The organism is Candidatus Coatesbacteria bacterium (genome assembly GCA_014728225.1).
GTDB lineage: Bacteria > RBG-13-66-14 > RBG-13-66-14 > RBG-13-66-14 > RBG-13-66-14 > WJLX01.
This window is the reverse complement of the sequence record WJLX01000079.1, coordinates 1-24,349: the sequence shown is the minus strand read 5'-3', so window position 1 is coordinate 24,349 and position 24,349 is coordinate 1. Positions and strand designations below refer to the sequence as shown.

The following is a 24,349-nucleotide window of genomic DNA, read 5'->3' as shown; positions in this document are numbered from 1 at the left end:
CGATGCTACAAGCCGCGATGCTACCTTTCCAGGCGATGCCGGGGTTGCTGCCTTGTATAATGAACCTGTCCAGGTATTGGTATTGTTAGAGGGCAAGCAATGGTCGGACAGGGGGTTGCTTCGGGGTCGAAGCCAAAACCGAGTTGACCCCGGCCTAGGAGCCGTCGCGACGACTCTGGGCGGCCAGCAGGACCGTTCCGGCGAGGGTTTCGCCCAGGGCCAGCAGGGCCCCGCCCCAACCGCCGAGGAGCACCGTGGTGGCCAGCACGACGGCGGCGGTGCCGCCGCCGATGTACAAGCGCAGGCGGTTGAGCGCCTCGGAGCGTGAAGCGGGCGGGTTCTCGGTGTAGATGCTGTCGACCAGGGCCAGCGCCGCCGAGCGGCGGTGATCCACCTGGTAGCGCAAGCGGTCGGCCGGCAGGTGGACGAGGGCTTCAGCGCGGTAACTCTCCCGGGACAGGCCGCGCTGCACCAATCGGGCGGCGGCGCGCCGGAGGCCCACGGTCGGGGCGACGAGGAGCCGCTCTTCCCCGGGATCCCTGAAGGGCTCGAGCTTGCCCGTCGGCGGCCGGTAGCGGCGGATGAAACGGCTGACGAGATCGTCGAAGGCCGGCTCCCAGACTGCCTCGCCGCCGGGACGGCCGAAGAGGTAGCAGGGCAGGTAGAGCGCCTCGGCGGCTTCGAGACGACAGCTCAGCCCCAGCTCGCCCAGGTGCTCCGACAGACGCTGGGCCGGATCCAGCGGCGACAAGCGTGAAATCAGGTGGGGCAGGACCGCTGTTCCGCGCACGAAGCAGACCGAGCCGCACTCGGCACAGACGACGCCGGAGCCGGAAGCCCCCAGAGGGGAGTTGCAGTTGTAGCAGCGGGCGGCTCTAGTCATCTTTCCAGTCGCGGTCGTAGTAACGTCGGCGGGCCCGGTGGGCCGTAGGGTCGTCGCGGCGCTCCAGCACCCAGAGGGCGTCCTCCCGGGCCGTCGGATTCTCCGAGAGTCGAAGTACGTTGAGGCAGGCGTCGGCGATGTCGCCCGTCGGCGTCTCCTCGAGCTCGCGCAGGATGCGCCGGGCCGTATAACCGGTGCCGCTCATCAGCGAACGTCCGCCCAGACAGGCGGCGAAGATGTCGATCGAGTCCCGGGGCTCGATATCTTCAAGGTAATCGAGGGCCCGGCTGGTGAAGGCGTTCTCGCCCAGTAAGGCTGTACTGCGCAGCAGCTCCAGGGCCTCGGCGTCGCCGCCGTAGGCCAGGGCCGCCGCCGCCGCCATGCCGATCTCCCAGTGCACATTCTCGTCGGTAAAGATCGAGCGCAGCGTCTGCGCCGCGGCGGGCTCTCCGCGCAGGGCCCAACAGGCTTCGATGAGCTGATAATCGAGCCGGTTCGTGCTGCGCGACGGGTCGCCGGCGAGCTCCAGCAGGGTTTCCAGGCCGTCCGGTCTCCCGTGGAGAGCCCGCGTAGCGGTTTCAAAACCCCCGGCGGCGGCCCGGATAAGTACCTCGTCGAAGGCGCCGCCCTCCACGTGGGTCAGCGGCTCGAGCTGCCATTCCGCCAGCCGCTCCGGCTCGTCCAGGGGCAGCTCGAGGCGCAGCAGCTCGACGGCGCGCTCCGGCGGCAGCAGGCCCACCAGCTCCAGGGCGATTCGATAATGCCGAGCCCCGTCGTCCAGCAGCGGCAGCAGCAGGTCTTCCTCCAGGGGGACTTCCTGGCGCGCGAGAACCCGCAGGGCATATTCGACGGCCCGGGGATCGTCGGTCGCGGCGATCAGGTTCCGGCTCAGCCGGGCCGCCGCCGCTTCGTCGACGGCGGCGACTTTGCTCAACAGTCCGGCACCCGCGGCGGGATCGGCGAGCAGGGCCTCCAGCAGCGCCTCCTCCCAGCCGGCGGGACGGTGCAGTTCCAGGATGTCCAGCAGCTCGATCAGCTCTTCACCCTCGGCCTCGCGCAGGGTCCGGCGGAACAGCTCGGCGTGGGCCGGATCGCCGCAGCGCAGGGCGGACAGCAGGTACCGGCGACGCGCCGAAGTCGACCTGGCGTCCTCGCAGAGCTCCAGCAGCTCCGCGGCGCGGCGGCCGAGACTCCCCAGGGCTCCAGCGGCGGCCAGACGCACCCGCTCGGACGGATCATCCAGGGCGGCGGCCAGGGCCTCCGCGGCTGGACCGCAGCGCAGACGCCCCAGCAGGCCGGCCGCCAGGGCGCGCTCGCGCTCGTCACCCTCCGCCAGGACCTCCTTCAGCAGGGCGTGGGCCGTCGGATCGTCGGCCCGATAGGCCAGGTCGACCAAACGGTTGATTCCCAGTTCGTCCAGCTCCCGCCAACCCTCGACGACGGCGGGCAGGGCGGCGGCGCAGCCCAACCCGTAGACGGCGTCGCGCAGCTCGTTGATCGAGTCATCGGCGACCAGATAACGCCGGGCCAGGGGACCGGCCGCCCGGGGATCGCCCAGGGCGTTCAACTCCTCGATCAACGGACCCAGCTCCGCCGGCCCCTCGGCCGCAGCCAGCCGTTCGAGCAAATCCGCCAGATCATCGGCGGCGCCGCCGCCGATGAGGGCGGTGACGAACACCAGGACGAGAAAGGTGATTCGTTGCAGCATACTCAATTCAGTGACGGTGACGTAATGATTATAGCACGGACCGCATTGACCCCGCTCGGGGTTGGGTTTTAGAATACCAACCGAGTGAGCGTCGCGGAGACGATCGTGGAGCGTGCCCTGCAGATCAGCGTCATCGGTGGTTCGAGCTGCGACGCCGCTACGGCGGACATCGCCGAAGAGGTCGGCCGTCGTCTGGCCGCCGCCGGCGCGGTCCTCGTCTGCGGCGGCTACGGCGGGGTGATGGCCGCCGCCTGCCGCGGCGCCCGCGCCGTCGGCGGTACGACCATCGGCATCCTGCGCGGCTACGACCACGACGAGGGCAACGCCGAGCTGACCCTCGCCCTGCCCACAGGGATGCGCCTGGCGCGCAACATCCTCGTCGTCGCCGCCGGTGAAGCCGTCATCGCCATCGACGGCTCCTACGGCACCCTCTCCGAGATCGCCCTGGCTCTCAACATCGACCGCCCCGTGGTCAGCCTGGGCAGTTGGAACCCGGAGGCTGGGGCGCGCCGCGGCGGTCGGGGCTCCTACCGCGGCACGCTAGAAATCGCCGAATCCCCCGACGCCGCCGTCGAGCGGGCCCTCGCCCTGGCCCGGGAACGCCGGGAGGAGAAAGCATGAGCGCCCTGACCGCCCGCATCCACGGCCGCGTCCAGGGCGTCGGCTTCCGCTACTTCGTCCTGCGCCACGCCCGGAGCCTCGGCCTGACCGGCACCGTGGCCAACCTGCCCGACGGCAGTGTCCGCGTCGTCGTCGAGGGCGGCCGCGATGAACTCCAACAACTACTACGCCTGCTCAAGCGTGGCCCGGCGACCGCTGCCGTCGACAAGGTCGACGTCCAGTGGACCCCGCCGACCAAGCGCTACCGCGATTTCACCGTCGACTACTGATTCTCACGACTCGGTGTACCCCAGTCGTGTAGAGCGCGGGCGCCGGCGCGAGTTCTTGCCCGGGTTCGGCCCGCAGCGGCGGGTCGAACCCGGAATGCAAGAACCGTGACGGCGACCGGAGTAGGGGCGGCTGCTCAAACCGGTTAGCCCGGGGTGACGAAACGGTACTCACTTGGCTTAAAGAGGCGGCAGGCAGCTCGGCTGATTGGTCGGGTAACGCAATTGTTGGGGAGCTGAACGCCTTACCTCGCGAGCTTCCTCAGGTAGCGGGAAGCCCTCGCTGCTTTCTCGAAAAGGCGTAAACGAGAAGGGGCCCGAATCCAGGCCCTTCTGCGTGAACGTGGGTGATAACTGAGCCCAGGGAAAAGACTGATCCGGCGATAAACTGATCCGGCGATAAAAAAGAGAAGTGGCCCGAATCCAGGCCCCTTCTACGCGTACATGGGTGATTGCTGCGCCCCGGGATAAAACCGACGTGCGCCGTAAAAAGAAGGGGCCTGAATCCAGGCCCCTTCAGGATTGGTGAAGATTGGTTACTGAGCGGACTCTTCGGTCTGCTCAGCCTCACCTTCGGCCTCTTCAGCGGCGGCCTCGGTTTCAGCGGCGGCCTCATCAGCGGCTTCCTCGGCTTCGGAGACGGCTTCCTCAGCGGCTTCAGCAGCGTCGGCGGCCATTTCCTCGGCTTCGGCGGCGGCTTCTTCGGCGGCGGCTTCCATCTCCTCGCCCATTTCCTCGAGCGCGGCAGCGGCCTCCTCAGCGGCCTCTTCCTCTTCGCTCTCGCAGGCGGTGAAGCTCAGCGCGACCAGCGCGAAAATGCCGATCAAGGTGAGAGTGAGTAGTTTCTTCATCGTACACCCCCTATGCGAGGTGACCGTAGTCACCCCAGTTCATCGTTGGTGTGGTTACAGTCCGGTGAAGGATTTCCACCGGAGTACGGTTGCAACGGAAGGTGTAGGTTAGCAGAAACTTGGGCTCCTTGTCAAGGGGGGCGTAGCCCGAAACGGGTATGTCGCGGGCTTACAGCGGGTTGCGGATATGCCGGTCTGGGTGAAGAACCCGCTGTGAAAGCTGTTCCGGATTGGTTTTCCAGCGGTTTTTGCCTGAGCCTTGGCCCCAGGGTACCGTTGAGGGTACAATGAATTGTACCCTCAACGGGAATGAGGTCTGATCGTGAACGAGGTCGCTCCGGTATTGAACTGCACCGGCGTGGTGCTGCACACCGGCCTGGGACGGGCGCCGCTGCATCCCGAGGTCGCAGCAGCCATGCGGGCCGCGGCGGGCGCGGCCACGGTGGAGATCGAGCCCGACAGCGGTCGGCGCGGTCAACGTCAGGACGTCGTCGGTCGGCGGCTGGAGAGACTGCTCGGTCAACCCGGCTGCGCCTTCAACAACAACGCAGCGGCGACGCTGATCTGTCTGGCGGCCTGCTGCGCACCGAAGAACGCCGTCGTCGGCGTCTCGCGCCTGGTGGCCATCGGCGGCTCCTTCGAGATGCCGGCGGTGATGGCCCGCTCGGGCTGCGGTCTGGTCGAAGTGGGCAGCGTCAATCGAACCACCGTCGAGGACTACGTCCGGGCCGTCGACACGAGCACGGGGGCGATCTTCGCCGCCCATCGCTCTAACTTCCGCCTCGAGGGTAACTATCGCGAGCCGAATCTGGCCGAGCTGGCCGCTGTGGCCCACGAGCACAGACTGCCGCTGATCTACGATCAGGGCTCCGGCCTGCTGGAGTCGACGCCCTGGTCGGGGACGGCCTCGACGGTCCGCGGGGCCCTGGCCGACGGCGCGGACCTGGTCTGTTTCTCCGGCGACAAGCTCTTCGGTGGTCCCCAGGCCGGGCTGATCGTCGGACGACGGGAGCTCGTCGAGCGCTGCATCCACCATCCCCTGGCCCGGGCGGCCCGCCTCGACAAGACCATGCTGGCCGGTCTGGCGGCGCTGCTCGAGCTCTACCTCGCCGGACGGCAAGACGAGCTGCCCACCCTGCGCCTGCTCGGCACCCCGGCGGAGGAGCTGCACCGGCGGGCCGAACTGCTGAGCCGTAAGCTGCGGGAAAGCTCTTTGCCCGGCGTTACCATCGAGGTGACGAACACCGTCGGCCGGGCCGGTTCCGGCGCCCTGCCCCTGGTCGATTTTCCCGGTGCCGGATTACTGATCGAGCAGGCCCAACCGAACGCCCGAGAGCTGGCGCGACGCTGCCGCCGGGCCGGCGTCTACGGCAGGGTGGTCGACGACCGACTGCTGCTGGACCTGCGTTCACTTCCGCCGGAGAACGACGAAACGCTGTGCCAAATCGCCCGAGGGATCATGACCGGCGGCGACCTCTGAAAAACAGCCCCGAAAAATCACCACACAGCCGAAACGGGAAAGCGTCGGAACTGGCACGGTTTTTGCGGAGGCGAACCGTTATCGTCGCTCGTAACGGTCGTCGAGATGCAAAAACCGTGCCAGTTCCGACGCGCTGTGGTGCCGTGGTTCAGTGGCTTTCGCGCCGGCTGTTTTTCAGAGGTCGCCGCCTCAGGCGGCCGCGAAAGTCGAAATCGGGAGGATCGACGGATCCTCCCGATAATAATATCGTTTTGGTTCGTGGTGTTCAGCACCGGCGCTCGAGGACGTCGTTGGCGGTACGGCGCAGCACCTCGGCAACCCGCTGGTTGGGATAGTCGGCGACGGCGTCCCGAGCCTGCTCGACGAAGTCGGCGGCCCGCCGCTGTGCGTAAGTCAGGGAGCCGGCCCGGTGCAGCAAGGCCATGGTCTCGGCGCGGGCGTCGTCGTCGTCGCGGTCCAGCAGGACGCTCAAACGCTCGTGATGTGTGGGATCGTGGAGGGCGTGGATCAGCGGCAGGGTCAAGCGGCCCAGCTCCCAGTCGTTGCCGACCTCCTTACCTGTGCGGCGGCTGGCGCCGGTGTAGTCCAGCAGGTCGTCGGTGATCTGGAAGGCCAGGCCCAGGGCGTAACCGTAGCGGCTCAACGGTTCGACCAGCTCCGGCTCTTCGGCCAGCAGGGCGCCGGTCTCACCGCAGGCGGCGATGAAATCGGCGGTCTTGCGGCCGATGATCTGTAGGTACTGGTCCTCGTCTGGCGGCTTCCACCCGGCGTCGCCGCTGCGGGCCAGGCGGTTCTGCAGGATCTCGCCCCGGCAGAGGACGTCGACGGTGCGCGCCAAGCGCCGCACGATATTCAGCCGCGGCACCAGGCGCAACAGGTCCCAGAGGGCGTGAGAATAGAGATGGTCGCCGGCCAGGACGGCCACGGGCTCGCCGACGACGGTATGCAGGGTGGCCGTGCCGCGCCGCAGGGCCGAGCGGTCGATGACGTCGTCGTGGATCAGTGTGGCCAGGTGGAGGAGTTCTACGACGGCGCCCAGTTCGACGGCCTGCTCGCCGGCCGGTGCGTCTCCCCGCCCCCGGGCCGCCAGCAGGGCCGTGGCGGCCCGCAGGCGCTTGCCTCCGGCCTCGATCAGGCTGCGCACCGTGCGCCGGATGCCCAGGCTCTCAGCGCCGGGGATCGCCGCCAGGCCGTCGAGCAGCTCGGTCTCCTCCGCCCAGCCCTCGGTGACGATCTCGCCCATCCGTTCGACGACCCGGGTCAGATCCACGGCCAGGTAGCTGTTGAGGGCTTCGAAGACCATCGTTCAACCGTTTCGAGTGTGCTGGGGCTGATGGTGTTAAGGGTCGGTACGGGTTATTATAGCACTTCTCACAGGGGGCTTCCCCCGAAGCCGGTTAGGAGCCCGTTGAGAAACCTACCTCGGGCGAGCCGTCGTAGCGTCCGCGGCGGTTATTCAACGGGTTCACCCGTCAGCTCAGCCCCGCGAGCAGGTAACCGGCGGCCAGGGCCAGGTTACCGAAGAGCTGGAGCTGGACGGTCTTGCCCTCGGCGGGAATGAGTTCCAGGGGTTCGTCGTAGCGTCGCCAGGCGATGCGCAGGGCGCCGACGGCCAGCGGCAGGGTGGTCCAGACGAGGAGTGTCCACCAGGGTGCCCGGTCGAGGAGGGTAAGCATCAGCGAGGCCAGGTACACGCCGGTCAGCAGGGCGGCGAAGATCCAGCGCGAGCGTCGCCGTCCCAGTCTGACGACGAGGGTGCGCTTGCCGACGGCGGCGTCGGCCTGGTAGTCGGGGAACTGGTTGATCCAGATGACGGCCAGGATCAGCAGGCTGGGGGTGATCCCGGCGTAGAGGGCGGCGGGGTGGTAGGCGCCGGTCTGGACGTAGAAGCCGCCCACGACGGGCAGCAGGCCGAAATCGAGGGCGATGACGGCTTCGCCGAGGCCGCGATACCCCAAGCGCAGTGGTGGAGCGGTGTAGGCGGCGCCGGTCAGGACGCCGAACAGGCCGAGCCAGAGGATCAGGTTTCCCGGCGTCAGCAGCCAGATGACGAGGCCCAGACCGGTAGCGGCCAGGAAGCTGACCAGGGAGATCAGACCAACGGTCCGGCGACTGACCCGGCCGTCCTGGATGACCCGGGAGCCACCGTTGAAGGGCGTGTGGTAGGGGTTGACGTCGTCGTTGCCCGTGGCGGCGTCGAAGTAGTCGTTGGCGGTGTTGGCGCCGGCGTGAACGAAGAGCATCGCCGCCAGGGAGAGCACCAGCATCAGCGGGTCCAGGCGTCCGGTATGGGCGAAGCCGGCCAGGTTGCCCACCAGGACCGTCGACAGCGTGGCGGTGAAGAAGGGCGCCCGCAGGGTTTCGCTGAGCAGTTTGCAGTTCACCATTGGCTCCGGGAGGCGGGCTTTTGGCTTAGACCGCCCGGTGGGCGGCGCCCGCATCCTAGCACCCGCGGGCTTTCAAGTCAACGCGCCCTTTACTCGCACCCCGCCGGGGCTCTATAATCGTCCCATGCCTGATACATCCCCGTCCGAGATCGAGGCCCTGTTGCGAGCCGTGCGCGGGCGATCCCTGCTGGTCGTCGGCGACCTCTGCCTGGATGAGTACCGCTACGGCGCTGTCACGGCCATCGCCAAGGAAGCACCGGTGGCCTGCCTCGACGAGGCCGAGCGGCTGATCGCTCCGGGCCAGGCCGCCAACGTGGCCGCCAACGCCGCCGTCCTGGGCGGCGAGGTTCGTGTCGTCGCCGTTTTGGGAGCGGACGGGGAGGGGCGTCGGCTCAACGCGCTGCTCGGTGAGCTGGGCGTCGACACCGGCGGGGTGCTCGAACTCGCCGAACGGCCGACGACGGCCAAACTGAAGCTGGTGGCCACGGCCCCCGACGAGCAGCACGTCTTCCACAGTTATCGTGAGCGGCGCGGGCCCCTCGCCGACGACGTCATCGAGCGGCTGCGCGGGCTGATCGTCGAGGCGGGCGCCGACTGCGCCGCCGTGGTGGTCTCCGATTACGGCAACGGCGTCGTCGACGACCGGTTGCTCGAGACCGTCCGCTCAATCAACAAACCCTGGCTGGCCGACACCCGGGATGATCTGGGACGCTTCGCCGGGGCGGCCTGCCTGAAGCCCAACCGGCGCGAGGTGGAGCTGTGGTGGCGGTGCGGTTCCGGGGGGACGGCCTCCCTGGCCGACAAGGCCGCGGGCTGCCGCCGGGAGTTGGGTCTGGATTGGCTCTGCGTCACCCGGGGCCGGTTGGGGATGGACTTATACCATGCCGACGGCCGCCTGCGCCGCGAGGCCCTCTGTGCGCCGCGGCGGGTGGTGGATGCCACCGGCGCCGGTGATACGGTCAGCGCCGCCCTGGGGCTGGCCCTGGCCGCCGGGCTGAACCCGACGGGCGCCGTCGAGCTGGCCTCCCGCGCCGCCGCCGACGTCGTCGCCCGGCCGGGCACCAGTCTGCCGCGGCTGGAGAAGGGCGGTCCGGAGTGAGCCGGCGCGTCCTCGTCCTCGATTACGGCTCCAACTCCCTGCGTTGGCTGCTGGCCGACGTCCTGCCCGGCGGACCCCTGGCCCCCCTGGCGATCGGGGGCCGGACCACCCGGCTGGGTGGGAGCCGTGACGGTGCTATCGACGACGAGGCGCTGCAAGCGGCGTTGGCGGCCACGGCGCGGGCCCTCGACTGGGGCGAACGGCACGGCGCCGAGGTGATCAAAGCCTGCGCCACTCACTTCGCCCGCCGCCTCGGGGGTGTCGGGAAGCTGGTCGAGGCGTTGAAACAGCGCCACGGCCTGCGCCTGCACATCCTCAGCGGATCCGAGGAGGCCTTCCTCACCCGGGTGGGCGTCGAGGAGGGGCTGCGCAACCTGAAGCTCGACGGCCGGGAGTACTGCTGTTTCGACGTCGGCGGCGGCTCGACGGAGCTGTCCTGGTGGAGCGACGGCGGGCTGCGCAACCGCTCCCTGGCCCTGGGGGCCGTCGGCTTGACCGACGAGTTCCTGGCCGCTGACCCACCGACCTTCGAGGAGCTGACCGCTCTGCGCAACCGCCTGCGCGGCCTGTTGGGCGCCGTCGAGCTTCCCGGCGCTCTCGCCGCCGCGGCCGCCGGCGGCACCGTAACCACTCTGGCGGCCCTCGAACTGGGTTTGGACGATTACCGGCCCCTGCTGGTTCAGGGTGCGCGCCTCGAACGTACCGACCTCGAACGGCGCCTCGACGAGCTGGCCGGACAGACGCTGGCCGAGCGCCGCCGGATGCTGGCCCTGGAGCCCCGCCGCGCCGAGATCATCGTCGCCGGCACCGCCGTCGTCCTCGAGGTCCTGGAGCGGCTGAACTGCGACTCCCTGCTGGTCAGCGACTACGACCTCAAGCACGGCGCGGCGTTGACCGAGCTGGAAGAGCTGGGGTGATGGCGATGGCAAGCGGCTAGCTCTGTCTTCGTGATGGCACACTGCTGGAGAACAGGTCGGGTCACTTGACCCGACCTGTTAACTCAACGACCATCTGCGGGTCCTGGTTTCGGGGAGTTACTGCTGCTTGCGCTTCAAATTGTCGGGGTCGACGAGTGTCGTTATGCGAACAGGTCCAACTCCTGGGGCATAGACGACTTCCTCATTATAACCATTGGCAACAACAAAGCAGCCTTCGATCTCATCACCCCTGTATGTCCAAGTGTAGTTATCATCAAGAAGCTCGTAATCGCCCCAGAAATCACCAAACTCAGCGGACATATCCAGGATCAGTTCACGTTGATCCCTATCAATCTCATATACGTATGGACCTTCTTTCTCCAGCTTGGTGATGCTTTCTGATCCGTGACTCCAGGTGCGCCTGATGTAATACACCCCTTCCTTCTCGTTGTACACTTCATCGGTGAAGGAGTGACTCTCGGAACCGAAAGAGATGTGATAATAGGGCCATTCGTTTCCAACTTCCAGGGTGTAGAAATCAGGTCCGTCGTAGTCGGGAACGGCCTTCTCCTCAGTCCCCGCGATCTCTTCGGTATTGTCTTCCGGGTTCTCGGCAGATGCAGCGGCTTCTTCGGCGGTGCCGTCACCGCAACCGACAAGGGTCGGCACGATCAAGACAATCATAACTAGCAGCAACTTCTTCATCTCATCCATAGCGTTTCTGGGTTGTGAGCCTCTGGCTGTCTTTTCGACAAAAGTGGTTCGAGATGAACTGTCGCTAACTCTAATCAGTGCCGCCTGACAAGTCGGGTCCGATACAACGAACCGAATAGACCTGTCGTGGAGTATCCTCCCACCGGGGGCTGTCAGGCCCCCGGATTGTTGTGATAATCGCAAGCGCTCCAAGCGCCGAGTTACGCACGAGGTAATCCAGCGGGAGGAGTCGCGGTGCAGCGAACCATGGCCGTCATCCTCGCCGGGGGCCGGGGCAACCGCCTCGGCGGCTGAACCCCGAACGACCAGTTCCCACCGTTTCCCGTCCTTTATGAACGAGACCAATGGGCACCCCCGGACCGGCTTCATCAAGGAGTGCCGACGCCTGATCACCGCGGCGCTGCCCGCCGCCTACGCCTACCTGCTGCTGTTCAGCGGCGGCTACCTGCTGCTCCACGGTGAGCCGCCCTCGTGGTTCTACGCCGGGGTCGGCTTCCACGAGCTGCTGCGCTGGCTCTCCGGCGCCCTGGTCCTCTTTCCCCTCACGGCCCTGCTGGTCTGCCTGCCCCTCGTCGTCCTCTACATCGGCCTGACCCGGCTGCTCAGGTTGGACGAGGAGCGCCGGCTGCGCTGGGGCGTCGTGCCCGTGGCCGCCGCCGCGACGGCCCTGCTGGGACTGCGGGCCGATTTGAATATCTTCCACTCCCTGACCGCCGCCCTATCCTATCTGGCGACCCTGGGGCTGGGCGCCCTGCTGGTCTGGGGCTGGTTCAAACGTCGGGAGCTGGTCCTCGAACTGGCTCGCATCTGCGGTTGGGTCCCGGCCGGCGGCGCGGCGCTCTGGCTGGCGCTGATCTTCCTCCTACCCGTCGAGCCGCCCTCCCTCTCCGTCAACCCCGAACCCGCCGCCCCGGTCAACGTCGTCATCGTCCTCTCCGACGCCCACCGCGCCGACGTCAACGCCCTTTACGGCGGACCCGTCCCCACGCCCAACCTCGAACGCCTGGCCCGCCGCGGCATGACCTACGACAACTGCTACTCGCCCAGCAACTGGACCGTTCCGGCGGTGACGGCGCTGTTCTCCGGGCTGGAGCCCGCAGTCAACGGCATGGACTCCAGCGCCGGGCTGCGCGGGGGCGTGCCCTATCTGCCGGTGATCCTGCGGGACCACGGCTGGCGCACCCGGGCGGCGATCGCCAACAACATCTTCACCAACAACAGCGGCCTCAAGTCCGGCTTCGACTACTACGCCCTGCGCTGCGAGCTGGTCTTCGGCGGCGGCTTCCTCGAGTACCGCTGGGGACCGCTGTACCTCGACTGGTCCTTCGAGCTGGCCCTGCGACTCAACAAGATCTTCTACGATCACACCTGACGGCTGGTCCCCGAGCTGGGCCTCGAGCTGGTAGAGAACCTCAACCCCAGCGGCGGCGACCTGGTCTACATCCACCTCTTCGACGTCGACGACCCCTACGTCCCGCCGGAGGAGTACCGCCCGCAAAACGACTACGAGGGCCGTTTCGAGCGCGACAGCTTCGCCTTCACCGCTGCTGAGATTGTCGCTGGAAACATCACCCCGGCTGAAACCGCCCAGCTCCAACGCCTCTACGAGGGCGAAGCCCGCGTCGTCGACGATTACCTGGGGCGGATCCTCGACATCTTCGAGGCCCGCAACCTGTGGGACAACACCGCCCTCGTCTTCAACGGCGACCACGGCGAGGAGTTCGCCGAGCACGGCGATTACCTCCACGGCGGCCTCAACCTCCACCCCGAGCTGACCCACGTGCCCCTGGTCGTCTACTGGCCCGAACGCCTCGAGGGCGGCCGCCGCGTCGCGGCACCCGTCTCCCTCTGCGACCTCCACCCCACCGTTCTGGAGGCCCTCGGCCTGGACTATGATCCGGACCTACTCAACGGCGTCTCCCTCCTCGACGACCCCGACCCCGACCGTGCCGTGACGCCCAGCGCTGCAACAACCTGTCCGGCTTCGCCGCCCACTCCGACTGGATCTTCCGTCGGATCGAGTCCGGCGCCAACGCCGGGCTGTTCCTCGATCGCGACGCCGGAACGCCGCCCGAGCTGTATCTCGACTATTACGCCCGGCCCGACGACGTCGCCGCCGAGCATCCCGCCCCGGCCGCGGGGCTGGCCGAACAGATAGACGAACACCGCGACGCTCTCCCGCCCCTGGCCGAGCACTACGGTACCAATGTGGCCTGGGGCTACTACGATGAAGCCCAGCTCGAGCAGCTCCGCGCCGTGGGCTATATGCAGTGAGCGGCCTATGAGCAACCAGCTGGGGCCATTGGGCCAAATCCACCCCACCGACAACCACCAACCCGGCCGTCACCAACCCCGACACACCGAGCACCGCCGAGACAGCGGTTCCCCCGCGCGCACCATAACCTACGGCTGTCCCCGCCTTAACGGATAAATACCGTATTGTATGAGTAGAATATCCTTATTTCGTGATATAATGAATTCGACCATTATCAGGAGCCTTGTACTATGACCAGGGAAAACTGCTGGCAATACATGGACTGCGGCCGACAACCCGGTGGAGTCAGGGAAAGCGAGTACGGCGTCTGCCCCGTGTTCACCAACCAGAAATTCGACGGTTACAACCACGGTCAGCACGCCGGGCGCTACTGCTGGATGGTCGAGGGAACCCTCTGCCAGGATCGCATCCAGGGTAACTGGGCGCAGAAAATGCGCCACTGCCTGACGAAATGCGAGTTCTTCAAACACGTCCAGCAACAAGAAGGCGCGGCGCTCAAATACTGACCGACGGCCCGGGCGAGACCTTTGAAAACAACTCGAGCACCAACCGTGACCAGCGGCCGCACCCCCGCCGGAACCGGCACGGTTTTTGCGGAGGCCGAGCGTTATCATCGTTCGTAACGGTCGCCGAGATGCAAAAACCGTGCCGGTTCCGGCGGCGAGAGCCTTCGAACCGTCGAGGCGGTCGATGGGTTGTTTTCAAAGGTCTCGCCCGGGCCGTTACTCATCAAGCGCAAGGCACTAGAGGAAACCGGGGGCTGTCAGGCTCCCGGTTTGTTGTTATAATCGAAAGCGGTCCAAGCGCCTAGTTACGCACAAGGCAATCCAGCGGGAGGAGTCGCAGTGCAGAGAACCATGGCCGTCATCCTGGCCGGGGGCCGGGGCAACCGCCTCGGCATACTGACCGCCAAGCGGGCCAAGCCCGCCGTACCCTTCGGCGGCAAGTACCGGATCATCGACTTCACCCTCTCCAATTGCGTCAACTCCCTGGTCTACAACGTCTGCGTACTGACCCAGTACCGGCCGCACTCGCTGATGCACCACCTGGGCCGGGGGGCGCCCTGGGACCTCAACCGCTTCGAGGGCGGGTTGACCCTGCTGCATCCCCACCCGGGGGGCCAGGTCGACGGCTGGTACCGGGGCACGGCCGACGCCGTCTTCCAAAACCTGCCCTGGCTGCGCGACCAGAAACCGGAACGGGCGCTGATCCTTTCCGGCGATCACATCTACAAGATGAACTACGCTCGGATGATCGCCGAGCACAAGGAGTCCGGCGCCCGGGTCACCGTGGCGGCGATGGAGGTCCCCTGGGAGGACGCTCCGCGCTTCGGCGTCATCGAGGCCGACGAGGACGGCACCATCACCCGCTTCCTGGAGAAGGTGCCCGATCCGCCCAGCAACCTGGCCAACATGGGCATCTACATCTTCGACCTCGAGCTGCTCGATGAGCTGCTGGTCGAGGACGCCGTGCTCGAGGACTCGGCCCACGATTTCGGTAAGAACATTCTGCCCACCTGCGTCGAACGACGCCTCGGCATCCGCGTCCACCGCTTCCAGGAGAGCTACTGGCGCGATGTGGGCACCATCCAGAGCTACTGGCAGGCCAATATGGACCTGCTCAGCCCGTTACCCGAGTTCGATCTCTACGACACCGACCACCGGGTCCACACCCGTTCGGCCGAGGCCCCGGCGGTGCGCCTTGGTCGAGGGGCCAAGGTCTCGGAGAGCCTGCTCTCCAACGGCTCCAGCGTCAACGGCGTGGTCCAGCGCAGCGTCATCTCGCCCCACGTCGAGATCCACTCCGGCGCCGTGGTGCGCGACTCGATCATTTTCTCGGACACGGTGATCGAGGAAGGCGCCGTCGTCGACCACGCCATCATCGACAAGAATGTCGTCGTCGGCGTCGAGACCCTGCTGGGCACCGGGGAAAACAAGTCCCCCAACACCGAAGAACCGCAGAAGTACGACAGCGGCTTGACCGTCGTCGGACGCAACGCCCGCATCCCGCGCCAGACCTCCATCGGCCGCAACGTCGTCATCCACCCCGACGTCACCGACCCCCGAGCCTTCCACGACCGCCAGGTGGAAAGCGGCTCGACCATCCACGGCTGAGGCGCTCCGCGGCGAGACCTTTTGTCGAGCCGCTGAACCGCCCCTTCCCACGAGCCGGAACCGGCACGGTTTTTGCGGAGGCGGAGCGTTGCCGCCGCTCCAACGGTCGCCGAGATGCAAAAACCGTGCCGGTTCCGGCGGCGCAACCCCTGCAGTTGACGCCGCTCCTTTTGGACCCGTCGACAAAAGGTCTCGCCGCGTGAAAAGACTCCATGAGTGATCAGCCGACTAAAGCATCCCTGTTGAAACGTGTCGCCGGTCGGCTGGGGCGTTTCTTCGCCGCCCAGTGGTCTAAAGAGCGCACCGGCCTGCGCGTGGACTGGGCCTTCCTGGCGCTGACGGGCTTCGTCGGCCTGCTGCTGTTCATCATCCCCACCCCGGCCTACGACCCCTTCGAGGTCGCCGTCCCCGCCGACGGCACCCCGGTGCGCACGGCCCTGCCCCTGGAGGAGGGCCGGCTGTACAAGGTCACGGTCAGCGGGACCTACCGCTACCGCTATGGCTCCCTGGCCGACGCCCAGTTCCGCTCGGCGGGTGAGGACGACTTCGGCGAACTGCGGCCCTCCTTGCTGCTCAACGGTTCCCTGGTCCAGGCGCGCCAGCGCGATCTGGAACGCCACCGCTACACCTTCTACATCGCCGGCGAGGGTGAGCCCCTCGAGGCGGCGATCTACGACACCTGGGAGCGCGGTTTCGGCGAGGACAGCATTCCCTACTGGGACAACGACGGCCGGTTGGTGCTCAACGTTCGCGAGGCCGACTTCCGTTGTTATCCCAAGCCCTCGCGGCGCACCGCGGCCCCGGGCTACCTGCTGCATTACGATTTGGATCCGGTTCCGGCGGCCGCGGACGCCGTGACGCTGCGCATCTGGCGTTTGCCCGTCGGTGAGGAGGAGGAGCCCGAGCTGGTCTTCCTCGCCGACACCACGGAGCCGGTCGGCGACTACGGTGATCGGCGACGGCTGAGCCGGAACGCCGTCAACGACTTCCGTTGGAACGGCCTGGGCAACCTGGGCGCCTACCGCGACCGCCCGGTGCCCTTCGGCTCCTACGCCGTCGAGGTGCGGGTCCAGAGCGAGGGCCGCAGCTACAGCACCCTGGACCGGGAGGGCGATTACCCGCGGTTGGCCGTGCTGCCCGGTGCGGCGGAGGCCAACGGCCCCTTCGCCCTGCGCCATCCCGTCGACGCCGAGGGTCGGCCGCACTACGGTTACAAACCGCCCCGGGCGCTGACGCCGGTGCTGGGGCCGGCGGAGCTCGAGGTACGGCGGTCCGACTTCCCCTGCCTGGCCCAGCGTCCCGGGCTGACCGACGCCCCGGAATACCACAGCGACGTCCTGGCCCATCTCAAACGCCGGCTCAATCTGGCGCTGACCACGGCGGCGGAGCTCGAGGGGACCGTCTTCGAGCCCTGCCGGGACACCGACGGCCAGTTCGACGACGAGCTGGTGCGCTTGCTGGGCGCCTTCCATGAGCGCTTTCCCCACCCGACGCCGACGGCGGAGGAGTTCCTGCGCAGGCACGGCAACCTGGGCGGGATGCTGGGCGAGGGTCCGCCGCCGCCGGAGCTGCTGGCCCGGGTCGTCGGACCGGAGACCTTCCAGGCCCTCGCCGAGCTGCGCTTCAGCCTGCCCGGTCTGCCCGGGGAGTGGGTCCTGGACGATTTCGACAACCTGCCCTGTTACGACGCCGAGCATCCGCAGCGCAGCCTCTATCATCGCTTCGCCGAGCTGGCGGCGCGCTACAACGCCGCCCGGCCCGACGGCGCCGACCATCCCGGCTTCCTCGACGAAGCCCAGCGCGAGCTGCTACTCAACCCCCATACGCGCTACGACATCGCCGACGGGGCCTTCCGCGCTTTCTGCCAGGCGGTCAGCTACCAGGAGTGCGGCCTGATGCACGTGCTGGGCTCGGGGCGCAGCTACAGGGCGGCCTACGGCCACGGCTCGGCCACGGGCTACATGCAGCTCACCGGCGATCCCGTCCGCCACGGGGGTTATCAACTGGAGTACGAGCGCGACGGCGAGACCCAACGCGTCGGCTTCCCCTCCCTCCCGCTGGAGACGCGCTACGACCTGCGCTACATCAACGAACTCAACCTTCAGGTCGGCATCCAGTATCTCAAGCTGGTGCTGGTCTCCCAGAGCCGCTGGGACTTCGAGCCGCGTTTCCAGGCGGCCTATCGCCCCGGCGGCGCCTTGGACTTCACCACGCGCTGGGGCACCCTGCTGCGGCTCAAGCTGGCCGGGGCGATGTATAACGCCGGACCCTACGGGATCAAGGTTCTGCTACGCGATATCTACTCGACGATCCCGCCGCCCCCGGACGGCGTCGGTGAGGCCGCCTGGTACCGGGAGCAAATCGCCGCCCTGCCCGAGCGTGAGCCCGTTGCCGAACCCGAGGGTGGCTGGCCGCTGCTGGAAACGCCGGAGGACTTCCCCTTCGCCGCGCCGCCGGCCTACAAGATGGACTACCCGGGCCTGTCCGGGGTGGATTATTTCTTCGGCCCTTGCGGCGGCGACATCGAACCCTTCCTGGCCCGCCTGGCCCTCGACCTGCGCCGTTTCCTGGCCGGGGAGTACACCTTCCCCTGCCAGAGCTACCCCGGCGGTGAGGCCCGGCTGTACGAGATCTTCGAGATGCTGGGGCCCTTCTGGATCAGCCGCGGCGCCGGCGGCGACTGGGCCCGGGCGGCGCTGATGAAGCTCGAGCGCGAGGTCATCGGCTACACCATCGGCATGGGTCGCAACGTCGGCCTGTTCTGGAACCGCGGTGAAGAGATCTTCCGCGAGCGCAACTTCGGCCTGCTGGCTTCCACCGGCAAGACGCGGGTCGAGCTGACCGGCGGCGACGAAGCGCCGAGTCACGACGAAGAAGCCCCGCCGGCCGACGAGTCACCGGTTCCCGCGGGAGCCGGCGTTCCCGAGGCCTTCACTCTGCCGGAGGAGTTGCGGGTCGAGGCTCCGGGCGATGAACCGACGGGAGGTGATGACGATGAACCAGCGGGCGATTGAGCTGACGGCGGTTGCTTTGCTGGCGGCGCTGCTGTTTGGTGGTTGCGGCGGCTTCGAGCCCCCGGAGTGGCACGCCGGCGAATGGGCCGTCTACCGCCTGCCGGCCCAGCGGGCCGGCCTGCGCCTGGAGCTGCTGCCCGCCCTCGAAGCCTACCTGGTGCTCCAACTGACCTACGACGGCGGCACCAGTTTAACCATCATCCAGCTCGAGCTGGAGCGCAACGATCTGGAGCTCTTCGCCGAGGATTTCTACGCCCTGATCGACGATCCCGAGGCCCGGGAACTGGGCCGGGCTACCCTCGTCGAGCTGGCCGAGCTGGTCTTCACCGCCGCCGACCGGGCGGTGATCTTCGAGGAACCGGGGCCGGTGCGTGAACTGACCGGGGCCGAGCTATGGGATGAACTGGCGGGGCGCATCCCCACGGCGGCGGCGGTCAACGACCGTTACACCGTGGTCGATTTCCTCTGGAAACCCGACTCCCGGCGGACGCCGTGCCTGCTGATCTCGATGGCGGGCGGGGTGCTGATGCTCTCCGAGGAGGTGCCGATCAGCGGGCTGGTCCATCTGCACCTCGGCGGACCGACGGAACCGCTCTGGCTGGAGTTGAAGGACTACGACTACACCGGCGCCGTCGACACCCTGCGCGATCGACCCCGAGCCCTGCGGGCGCCCGAGGTGTCCGAGTAACCCAACGGTCCACGAGAGACCACGAGCAATCGATTTCCGCAGTGGTGAACTCCCGCGGTTATTCCGGTATTGGAGCCGAGGTCACCACGGAGCCGGTCCCGAAGCCAAACCGCAGTAGCTCGCCTGCTGTAACACTTTTGCCCCCGCTTCGCGAGCACTATCACGTGTCACCCCTCGTTCGCTCTCGAGACCGCTTTTGGCAATCCACGCGGCAGGTCGTTGAGAGCGTCTTCCGCGCCGGACCGGCGCAGGCATCGGCGCAACCGAGCTGCTGCCGGCTCTTGATCACAGCCCCTATCCGTGGCGCCGCAACGAGCCTACCCGGTGCTTGTGTTACTCTCCCGGCCCTGAGCACCGGCTTCGCAACACCACCAAGCCGCGACCGACCGCCGTCAGTTAAATCGGCGATTCCCAAGCACCGTTTACGCCCCGGCTCTTTCTGAGGTCTTTCACCTGTGGAGGTACCCCATGCCCAATGCCGGCGACGAAAAGACGCGCCGCTCCCTGGAACGCTACCACCGGCTGAACGCCGAGGCCGTCACGGCCCAGCTCGAGGCTCTCGGCTATCGGGCCGTTTTCGTCGAGGACCGCGAAGCCGCCCTGCGGGAGCTGCTGGAGCGCGTTCCCGCGGAAGCCGTCGTCGGCGCCGGTGGCTCGCTGACCCTGGCTCAGCTCGGCGCCCTGGAGGCCCTGCGCGAGCGCGGCCACGAGATCCTCTACGCCCCGGTCGACGCCCCCCGGGAGGAGAAGCTGCGCATCCGGCGCCGGAGCCTGTCGGCCGACGTCTTCCTCTCCGGTGTCAACGCCCTGAGCGCCGACGGCGAGATCGTCAACCTCGACGGGCTGGGTAACCGCGTCGCCGGCCTGAGCTTCGGCCCCGAGCGCGTGATCCTTGTCTGCGGGATCAACAAGCTCTGCCCGGACCTGGAGTCCGCCGTGGTCCGGGTGCGCGAGAAGGCGGCCCCGGCCAACGCCATGCGCCTGGAAAAGAACACCCCCTGCGCCGCCACGGGCTACTGCCACGACTGCGATCACGCGGAGCGCATCTGCAATCGGCTGCTGATCCATCTGCGCGCCGGGCACCAGCAGACCCACCTGATCCTGGTCGACGAAAACCTGGGATTGTAGGCCACCCGGATGCAGCCAACCCCGCTCCGGTTAAACAAAGCAAAAGCCGCCCACCCGGGCGGCTTTAATCGCTAACAATCCTTGACAGCTACTCCGGAAAGTAACATATTAAACAGGTAACCATTAACTGCATTCAGTTGGGAGAGGTCCAAATGAAAAGATTAACGATCGCCCTCGTCATCGGCCTGCTTTGTTGCAGCGGCGGCGTTCAGGCCGAGTGGCCGAAAATGTTTATCAGTTCCGCTTATAACCTGTGTTATGTCAGCCCGCCACATCTCGGTGGCGATGGGGTATGGCGAGTGGTAACCGATGATTATAATGGCTTTAACTACGTGTTGCACGAGAAGGAAGGAACCGGATGGGTTAGTGTGGGTTCAAGTTGGGATTGGGACTGGTACGATCATTGTGGTGATCGTCCCTATTATCCAGTATATGATAGCTACGGGAACTATAATGTTGTCTTTATCCAGGACGGTGAAGTATTTGTCGGTAATCCATCCTGGCCCGATGGTTATAGTCTGGGGGAAATGGATTGGTATCGATATAACTTTGGAACTTTCTGCCCCCTGCAGGGCTCCTATGGTCGTTTCGCCATTCTCGACAACTCCAAGCTGTACACCGGTTGGATATATGAGTCTTACTATGATGGTGTCTGGTTGAACTTGCTCACTGATTCATGCTCGACCTATTTCAACTACCAATACCACGAACCCACCAATACGGAGCATTTATTCATCAAACGCGATGGTAGGTTTGCCCATTTCTACGGCGAGTATCTCATACCTGACTGGTATGAGTTTGAGATAGATGAATATACCATCGCAGGAAGCTATTGCTTCGGGTATTTGGGTCCCGACGGTACGGTCTACATTACCTACCTTCAGGGAGATGAACTCCACCTGATTACCGACGACGGCGCTGATAAGGTCGATGAAGTGATCGTCATCAACGACGACGATGGCTTCCAATCACCCGTAAGGCTCTACGCCGACGAGGATGGCCCTGTCGTATTGGCCGATATGTGGTGTTACTGGCCCAATCCCGGCGGGGATTATTGGTATGGTGAAAAGTATACTGATAGTGAAATCGATTTATTCCCGAAATACCTCTTCCGTGATCTAGACCAGATCTGCATCGTTTCCGCGGAGGGGAATTATAACGTCTGCTTCTACCGCGACTGGCAAATCGGTATTAGCGATACAGACCTCGAAGCGAGAGTGGAGGACGACGGTGTGCTGGTCAGTTGGACGACCGAGGACGATCCCGGCGGCACTCGTTGGACGCTGGAGCGAGACGGTTCCGAGGTGGTGAACCTCAGCGGCCGGACGAGTTACAGGTACCTGGACCGCGACCTGGAACCCGGCGTCCACCGTTACACCCTGGTTGCGACCACGGCGGACGGTGAGACCTTCCGGGTCGGCCCCGTAGAGATCGTCTACGATGAAGAATCTCTACCCCGGGTCGTCCTGCACCCACCCTATCCCTGTCCGGCGTCGAACTGGACTGCGTTTGAGCTCGAGCTGCCCGCGGACTGCGCGGCCGCGCGGCTGGAAATCTACGATCTGGCGGGCAGGCTTGTGGAAACCCTGAATCCCGAACCTACCTCCGGACGCCAGCTCCTGGCTCTGGACTGCACCTCCTACGCCCCCGGTGTCTACAGCGCCATCCTGCGGGCCGACGGAGAAACGGCGAGCCGTCGGGTGCTGATAAACCACTAGACAGAACCAAACTGAGAATGAAAACCGAGGACGGGCGGGCCGTCCTCGGTTTATCGATACCTATAAACTGTTCGTTACCATACCGGCGTTACTGAATCAGCGTTACTGAACCAGGTAGTTGACCGGATCGAGGGCGATGCCGTTGAGGCGGACCTCGTAATGCAGGTGGGGGCCGGTGGTGGCGCCGGTCACGCCGACGGCGCCGACGACCTGGCCGGCGTTGATCCGCTGGCCGATCTCGACGCCGACGCTGGCCATGTGCGCGTAGCGGGTCTGGTAGCCGTTGCCGTGGTCGATCCAGACGGTCAGGCCGTAGGCTCCGCGGTAGGAGGCCTCGATGACGACGCCGGAGGCCGGGGTACGCACCGGGGTGCCGATGGGGGCGGCGATGTCCAGGCCCTTGTGGGGTCCGTGCCAGCGCGGCTCGCCGAAGTAGCTGGTGATGACCCCCTGGACGGGGACGCCGTAGGGCACGTCGGGGCTGATCGTCGAGATGCGGCTTTCCAGGTCCCGGACCAGGCTGTACATATCCTGGCTCAGTTCGGCCATCTCGGAGAGCAACAGGGCTTCGTTGGCGGCGTACTCGTTGGCCGAGTGGCTGGTGTAGCCGAAGGAGGTGATCACCTCGGCCTCTTCGCTCTCCTCGTCCTCGACGCTGCTCGCTTCCTCCGCCGGCGGTCCGTCGACGCCGGAGGGTCCGCCGCGGCCGAGCAGCTCATCGGCGTCCTGTTCCTCGAGCTTGAAGCCGGCCATGATCCGCAGGTTCTTATAGAAGGTCTGGAGCTGGGCCAATTGGGCGCGGACGTTCATCATCGAGCGCTCGTAGGCCAGCCGATCGCGCTCGGCGGCGATGCGCAGGGAGTTGAGCTCGGAGTTGGAGACCAGGGCCGAGCCCTTGTACTCGCTGTTCTTGCGCGCCAGGAACTCGCTGCGCTCCTCGAGGGGGGCCAGCTCATCGCGGACCTCCTCGTAGCGGGTAGCGTAGTAGAGCGCGGTGGCGCCGAGTCCGATGACGATGGCGGCCAGCAGGACGATACCCACGACAACGGCCCAGCGGGGGATGCTGTAGGGTTTGGCGCGGCCGCCTCCGTGGGGCACGATCATCAAGGAGTAGTTCGTGGAGCGGTTTCTGTTTGCGGGCAACTTCGCCCTCCTTCGAGAGTGTCACGGCCGTTCCGGACGGTTCCGCGGATGCATCGTCGACGAGATCGACAAGCCGCCTTGAGGGCTTCGAGGCGGTTGCATCGGGCGGTTTGCGGTCGCTCCGGAGGACCGGTTTCTCGTTGACAAACTGCTCGGTGTCCGGCTGTGGCGCCGAAGTTCAAGATCTCATAGCCTAAAGGCGATTATTTTGCGGTCAAATAATGTTATGATGTTTAATAATGCAAATATAGCAGTCGATCTTTCCAACGGGCGCAAGCTAGCATAAATTTTCTGCTGTGGCAAGTTGACCAATTCGATCAAACTCGAGCCCGTTGGTATGGTGAAGATCAACAACAGCTTGATAAACGCAAGCTTATCAACGGTGTTGCCCCCATTTGCCGGGTCATGACGACCTGCGCAGTTAGATTACGGGGCTCCCGTGACATGACGGACCAATTATCAATAACTCATTCATGCAAGGGTGGTTAGAGGTCATGGAGTTATGGGTTGATGGTGTGGTAGAGTTTAAAAAACTGGGATCACGTAACGGCCATGGACCTGTCAATACCTATAACGTATTCATAAAAAGGCAGTTGGAAGAGAGCGAGTCGGGTACATTGACATTCTTTAGCGGGGCTTGAGGGGAGACAGGGTTGCCATACCGACTCCAACGACCCGGGGCTGTTCGCGCCAGCGCCGGCGTCATTATCTCATCGAGGAGCGTCCACTGCTGTTACCGTTCAACATCAACCATCCTGGACCGCTCATCGACACAGAAAAAGCGATCGACGAAAGCGCTGCCGGTGAAGTCCCCCCATCATCCTGATTTGTGATGGGATCATCACAGAAGATGAACATCAGGTATCGCAGTTGGGTACTTTTCTCTGCGTGAACAAGTCTGTCATTCCGCCACCGACGAGGGGGGGCAATGTGGCGGGGAAGAGCAGAACTAGAGACCGGCACGTCAAGTGTCCAAGGTGCAACTAGCGCTATCACTACCGCTGCGGCGACGGGCGTCATAAGTGCAAGCGCTGCGGTAAGTTGTTCAGCCATCGTCCCTCGGGGTGTCGCAACGCGCCGCCGCCGGAGAAACGCAGTGAGATTGCGCAGCGCCGCCGATCGCGTGGCCGAGCTGGAAAAGCTCGAAGGGCACATTCGACAAGCACATAGAAGTCGATGAGTCCTACTTCGGCGGCCATCGTAAAGGAAAGCGAGGCCGGGGCGCCGGCGGCATGATCCCCGTCTTCGGGCTGCTCAAGCGGGGCGGCGAGGTCCGCGTCAGCCTACCGCCCAACTGCAGCGAGAAGCACCTGCTGGGGGCCATTTTGGAGAACGTCGAGCTG

The 24,349-nt window shown here is 65.7% G+C and carries 20 protein-coding genes and 1 pseudogene; 14 read left to right on the top strand and 7 right to left on the bottom strand.

The window, feature by feature from the left end:
- Window positions 1-154: 154 nt before the first annotated feature.
- Complete coding sequence (locus GF399_05745; GenBank protein ID MBD3399818.1) at window positions 155-883, bottom strand: hypothetical protein; 729 nt, start codon at window positions 881-883, stop codon at window positions 155-157.
- On the bottom strand, window positions 876-2,591 hold the full coding sequence (locus GF399_05740; GenBank protein ID MBD3399817.1) for a hypothetical protein: 1,716 nt from the start codon (window positions 2,589-2,591) through the stop codon (window positions 876-878). Before GF399_05740 ends, GF399_05745 begins: the two co-directional genes overlap by 8 nt.
- Window positions 2,592-2,714: 123 nt before the next feature.
- Here GF399_05740 and GF399_05735 point away from each other — a divergent pair, with 123 nt between their 5' ends.
- The gene (locus tag GF399_05735; GenBank protein ID MBD3399816.1) at window positions 2,715-3,212 is read left to right on the top strand and encodes a TIGR00725 family protein; all 498 of its coding nucleotides are present in this window, start codon (window positions 2,715-2,717) and stop codon (window positions 3,210-3,212) included.
- Window positions 3,209-3,481, top strand: coding sequence for an acylphosphatase (locus GF399_05730; GenBank protein MBD3399815.1), 273 nt, complete (start codon window positions 3,209-3,211; stop codon window positions 3,479-3,481). The genes GF399_05735 and GF399_05730 overlap by 4 nt, the downstream gene beginning before the upstream one ends.
- Window positions 3,482-4,014: 533 nt before the next feature.
- Here GF399_05730 and GF399_05725 read toward each other — a convergent pair.
- Entirely contained in the window at window positions 4,015-4,329 is a 315-nt protein-coding gene (locus tag GF399_05725; protein ID MBD3399814.1) for a YtxH domain-containing protein, read from the bottom strand.
- Window positions 4,330-4,645: 316 nt separating this feature from the next.
- Between GF399_05725 and selA the strand changes: the two genes are divergently transcribed.
- Complete coding sequence (gene selA / locus GF399_05720) at window positions 4,646-5,809, top strand: L-seryl-tRNA(Sec) selenium transferase (GenBank protein MBD3399813.1); 1,164 nt, start codon at window positions 4,646-4,648, stop codon at window positions 5,807-5,809.
- A 265-nt stretch (window positions 5,810-6,074) separates the two neighbouring features.
- On the opposite strand, the gene GF399_05715 is transcribed toward selA, so the two are convergent.
- Window positions 6,075-7,112, bottom strand: coding sequence for a hypothetical protein (locus tag GF399_05715; GenBank protein MBD3399812.1), 1,038 nt, complete (start codon window positions 7,110-7,112; stop codon window positions 6,075-6,077).
- Between the two features lie 169 nt (window positions 7,113-7,281).
- A complete protein-coding gene (menA, locus tag GF399_05710; protein MBD3399811.1) occupies window positions 7,282-8,250 on the bottom strand; it encodes a 1,4-dihydroxy-2-naphthoate octaprenyltransferase in 969 nt (322 codons plus the stop codon).
- Between the two features lie 70 nt (window positions 8,251-8,320).
- Between menA and GF399_05705 the strand changes: the two genes are divergently transcribed.
- Window positions 8,321-9,295, top strand: a complete 975-nt coding sequence (locus tag GF399_05705) for a hypothetical protein (GenBank protein MBD3399810.1) — start codon at window positions 8,321-8,323, stop codon at window positions 9,293-9,295.
- A complete protein-coding gene (locus GF399_05700) occupies window positions 9,292-10,212 on the top strand; it encodes a hypothetical protein (protein ID MBD3399809.1) in 921 nt (306 codons plus the stop codon). The genes GF399_05705 and GF399_05700 overlap by 4 nt, the downstream gene beginning before the upstream one ends.
- A 117-nt stretch (window positions 10,213-10,329) precedes the next feature.
- Here GF399_05700 and GF399_05695 read toward each other — a convergent pair whose 3' ends face one another.
- The gene (locus GF399_05695; GenBank protein ID MBD3399808.1) at window positions 10,330-10,917 is read right to left on the bottom strand and encodes a hypothetical protein; all 588 of its coding nucleotides are present in this window, start codon (window positions 10,915-10,917) and stop codon (window positions 10,330-10,332) included.
- A 340-nt stretch (window positions 10,918-11,257) separates the two neighbouring features.
- Here GF399_05695 and GF399_05690 point away from each other — a divergent pair, with 340 nt between their 5' ends.
- The 8 genes from GF399_05690 (at window position 11,258) to GF399_05655 (ending at window position 21,863) form a co-directional block, all read left to right on the top strand.
- Window positions 11,258-12,298 carry a sulfatase-like hydrolase/transferase gene (locus GF399_05690; protein ID MBD3399807.1) on the top strand — a complete coding sequence of 347 codons (1,041 nt, stop codon included), beginning with the start codon at window positions 11,258-11,260 and terminating at the stop codon, window positions 12,296-12,298.
- A 3-nt stretch (window positions 12,299-12,301) separates the two neighbouring features.
- Complete coding sequence (locus GF399_05685) at window positions 12,302-13,084, top strand: sulfatase-like hydrolase/transferase (protein ID MBD3399806.1); 783 nt, start codon at window positions 12,302-12,304, stop codon at window positions 13,082-13,084.
- Window positions 13,085-13,431: 347 nt separating this feature from the next.
- Window positions 13,432-13,707, top strand: coding sequence for a hypothetical protein (locus GF399_05680; protein MBD3399805.1), 276 nt, complete (start codon window positions 13,432-13,434; stop codon window positions 13,705-13,707).
- Between the two features lie 351 nt (window positions 13,708-14,058).
- Complete coding sequence (locus GF399_05675) at window positions 14,059-15,315, top strand: NTP transferase domain-containing protein (GenBank protein MBD3399804.1); 1,257 nt, start codon at window positions 14,059-14,061, stop codon at window positions 15,313-15,315.
- Between the two features lie 242 nt (window positions 15,316-15,557).
- A complete protein-coding gene (locus GF399_05670; GenBank protein ID MBD3399803.1) occupies window positions 15,558-18,329 on the top strand; it encodes a hypothetical protein in 2,772 nt (923 codons plus the stop codon).
- Window positions 18,286-19,017, top strand: coding sequence for a hypothetical protein (locus tag GF399_05665; GenBank protein ID MBD3399802.1), 732 nt, complete (start codon window positions 18,286-18,288; stop codon window positions 19,015-19,017). Before GF399_05670 ends, GF399_05665 begins: the two co-directional genes overlap by 44 nt.
- A gap of 468 nt (window positions 19,018-19,485) precedes the next feature.
- Window positions 19,486-20,145 carry a lactate utilization protein gene (locus tag GF399_05660; protein MBD3399801.1) on the top strand — a complete coding sequence of 220 codons (660 nt, stop codon included), beginning with the start codon at window positions 19,486-19,488 and terminating at the stop codon, window positions 20,143-20,145.
- Window positions 20,146-20,297: 152 nt separating this feature from the next.
- Window positions 20,298-21,863 carry a T9SS type A sorting domain-containing protein gene (locus GF399_05655; protein MBD3399800.1) on the top strand — a complete coding sequence of 522 codons (1,566 nt, stop codon included), beginning with the start codon at window positions 20,298-20,300 and terminating at the stop codon, window positions 21,861-21,863.
- 102 nt (window positions 21,864-21,965) lie between these two features.
- Here the strand turns inward: GF399_05655 and GF399_05650 are convergent, their stop codons facing one another.
- Window positions 21,966-23,006 (bottom strand): peptidoglycan DD-metalloendopeptidase family protein, encoded by a 1,041-nt coding sequence (locus tag GF399_05650; protein MBD3399799.1) that lies wholly within the window; start codon window positions 23,004-23,006, stop codon window positions 21,966-21,968.
- A gap of 1,154 nt (window positions 23,007-24,160) precedes the next feature.
- Between GF399_05650 and GF399_05645 the strand changes: the two are divergent.
- A pseudogene (locus GF399_05645) lies at window positions 24,161-24,280 on the top strand (IS1595 family transposase).
- The last annotated feature ends 69 nt before the right edge of the window (window positions 24,281-24,349 follow it).

Bases quoted from the DNA above. Each gene is read 5' to 3' on its own strand.
- GF399_05725 (MBD3399814.1), bottom strand. From the start codon at position 4,329: ATGAAGAAACTACTCACTCTCACCTTGATCGGCATTTTCGCGCTGGTC.
- GF399_05690 (MBD3399807.1), top strand. From the start codon at position 11,258: ATGAACGAGACCAATGGGCACCCCCGGACCGGCTTCATCAAGGAGTGC.
- GF399_05715 (MBD3399812.1), bottom strand. From the start codon at position 7,112: ATGGTCTTCGAAGCCCTCAACAGCTACCTGGCCGTGGATCTGACCCGG.
- GF399_05740 (MBD3399817.1), bottom strand. From the start codon at position 2,591: ATGCTGCAACGAATCACCTTTCTCGTCCTGGTGTTCGTCACCGCCCTC.
- GF399_05695 (MBD3399808.1), bottom strand. From the start codon at position 10,917: ATGAAGAAGTTGCTGCTAGTTATGATTGTCTTGATCGTGCCGACCCTT.
- GF399_05705 (MBD3399810.1), top strand. From the start codon at position 8,321: ATGCCTGATACATCCCCGTCCGAGATCGAGGCCCTGTTGCGAGCCGTG.
- GF399_05665 (MBD3399802.1), top strand. From the start codon at position 18,286: ATGAACCGACGGGAGGTGATGACGATGAACCAGCGGGCGATTGAGCTG.
- GF399_05660 (MBD3399801.1), top strand. From the start codon at position 19,486: ATGCCCAATGCCGGCGACGAAAAGACGCGCCGCTCCCTGGAACGCTAC.
- GF399_05745 (MBD3399818.1), bottom strand. From the start codon at position 883: ATGACTAGAGCCGCCCGCTGCTACAACTGCAACTCCCCTCTGGGGGCT.
- menA (MBD3399811.1), bottom strand. From the start codon at position 8,250: ATGCGGGCGCCGCCCACCGGGCGGTCTAAGCCAAAAGCCCGCCTCCCG.
- GF399_05675 (MBD3399804.1), top strand. From the start codon at position 14,059: ATGGCCGTCATCCTGGCCGGGGGCCGGGGCAACCGCCTCGGCATACTG.
- GF399_05680 (MBD3399805.1), top strand. From the start codon at position 13,432: ATGACCAGGGAAAACTGCTGGCAATACATGGACTGCGGCCGACAACCC.
- GF399_05655 (MBD3399800.1), top strand. From the start codon at position 20,298: ATGAAAAGATTAACGATCGCCCTCGTCATCGGCCTGCTTTGTTGCAGC.
- GF399_05730 (MBD3399815.1), top strand. From the start codon at position 3,209: ATGAGCGCCCTGACCGCCCGCATCCACGGCCGCGTCCAGGGCGTCGGC.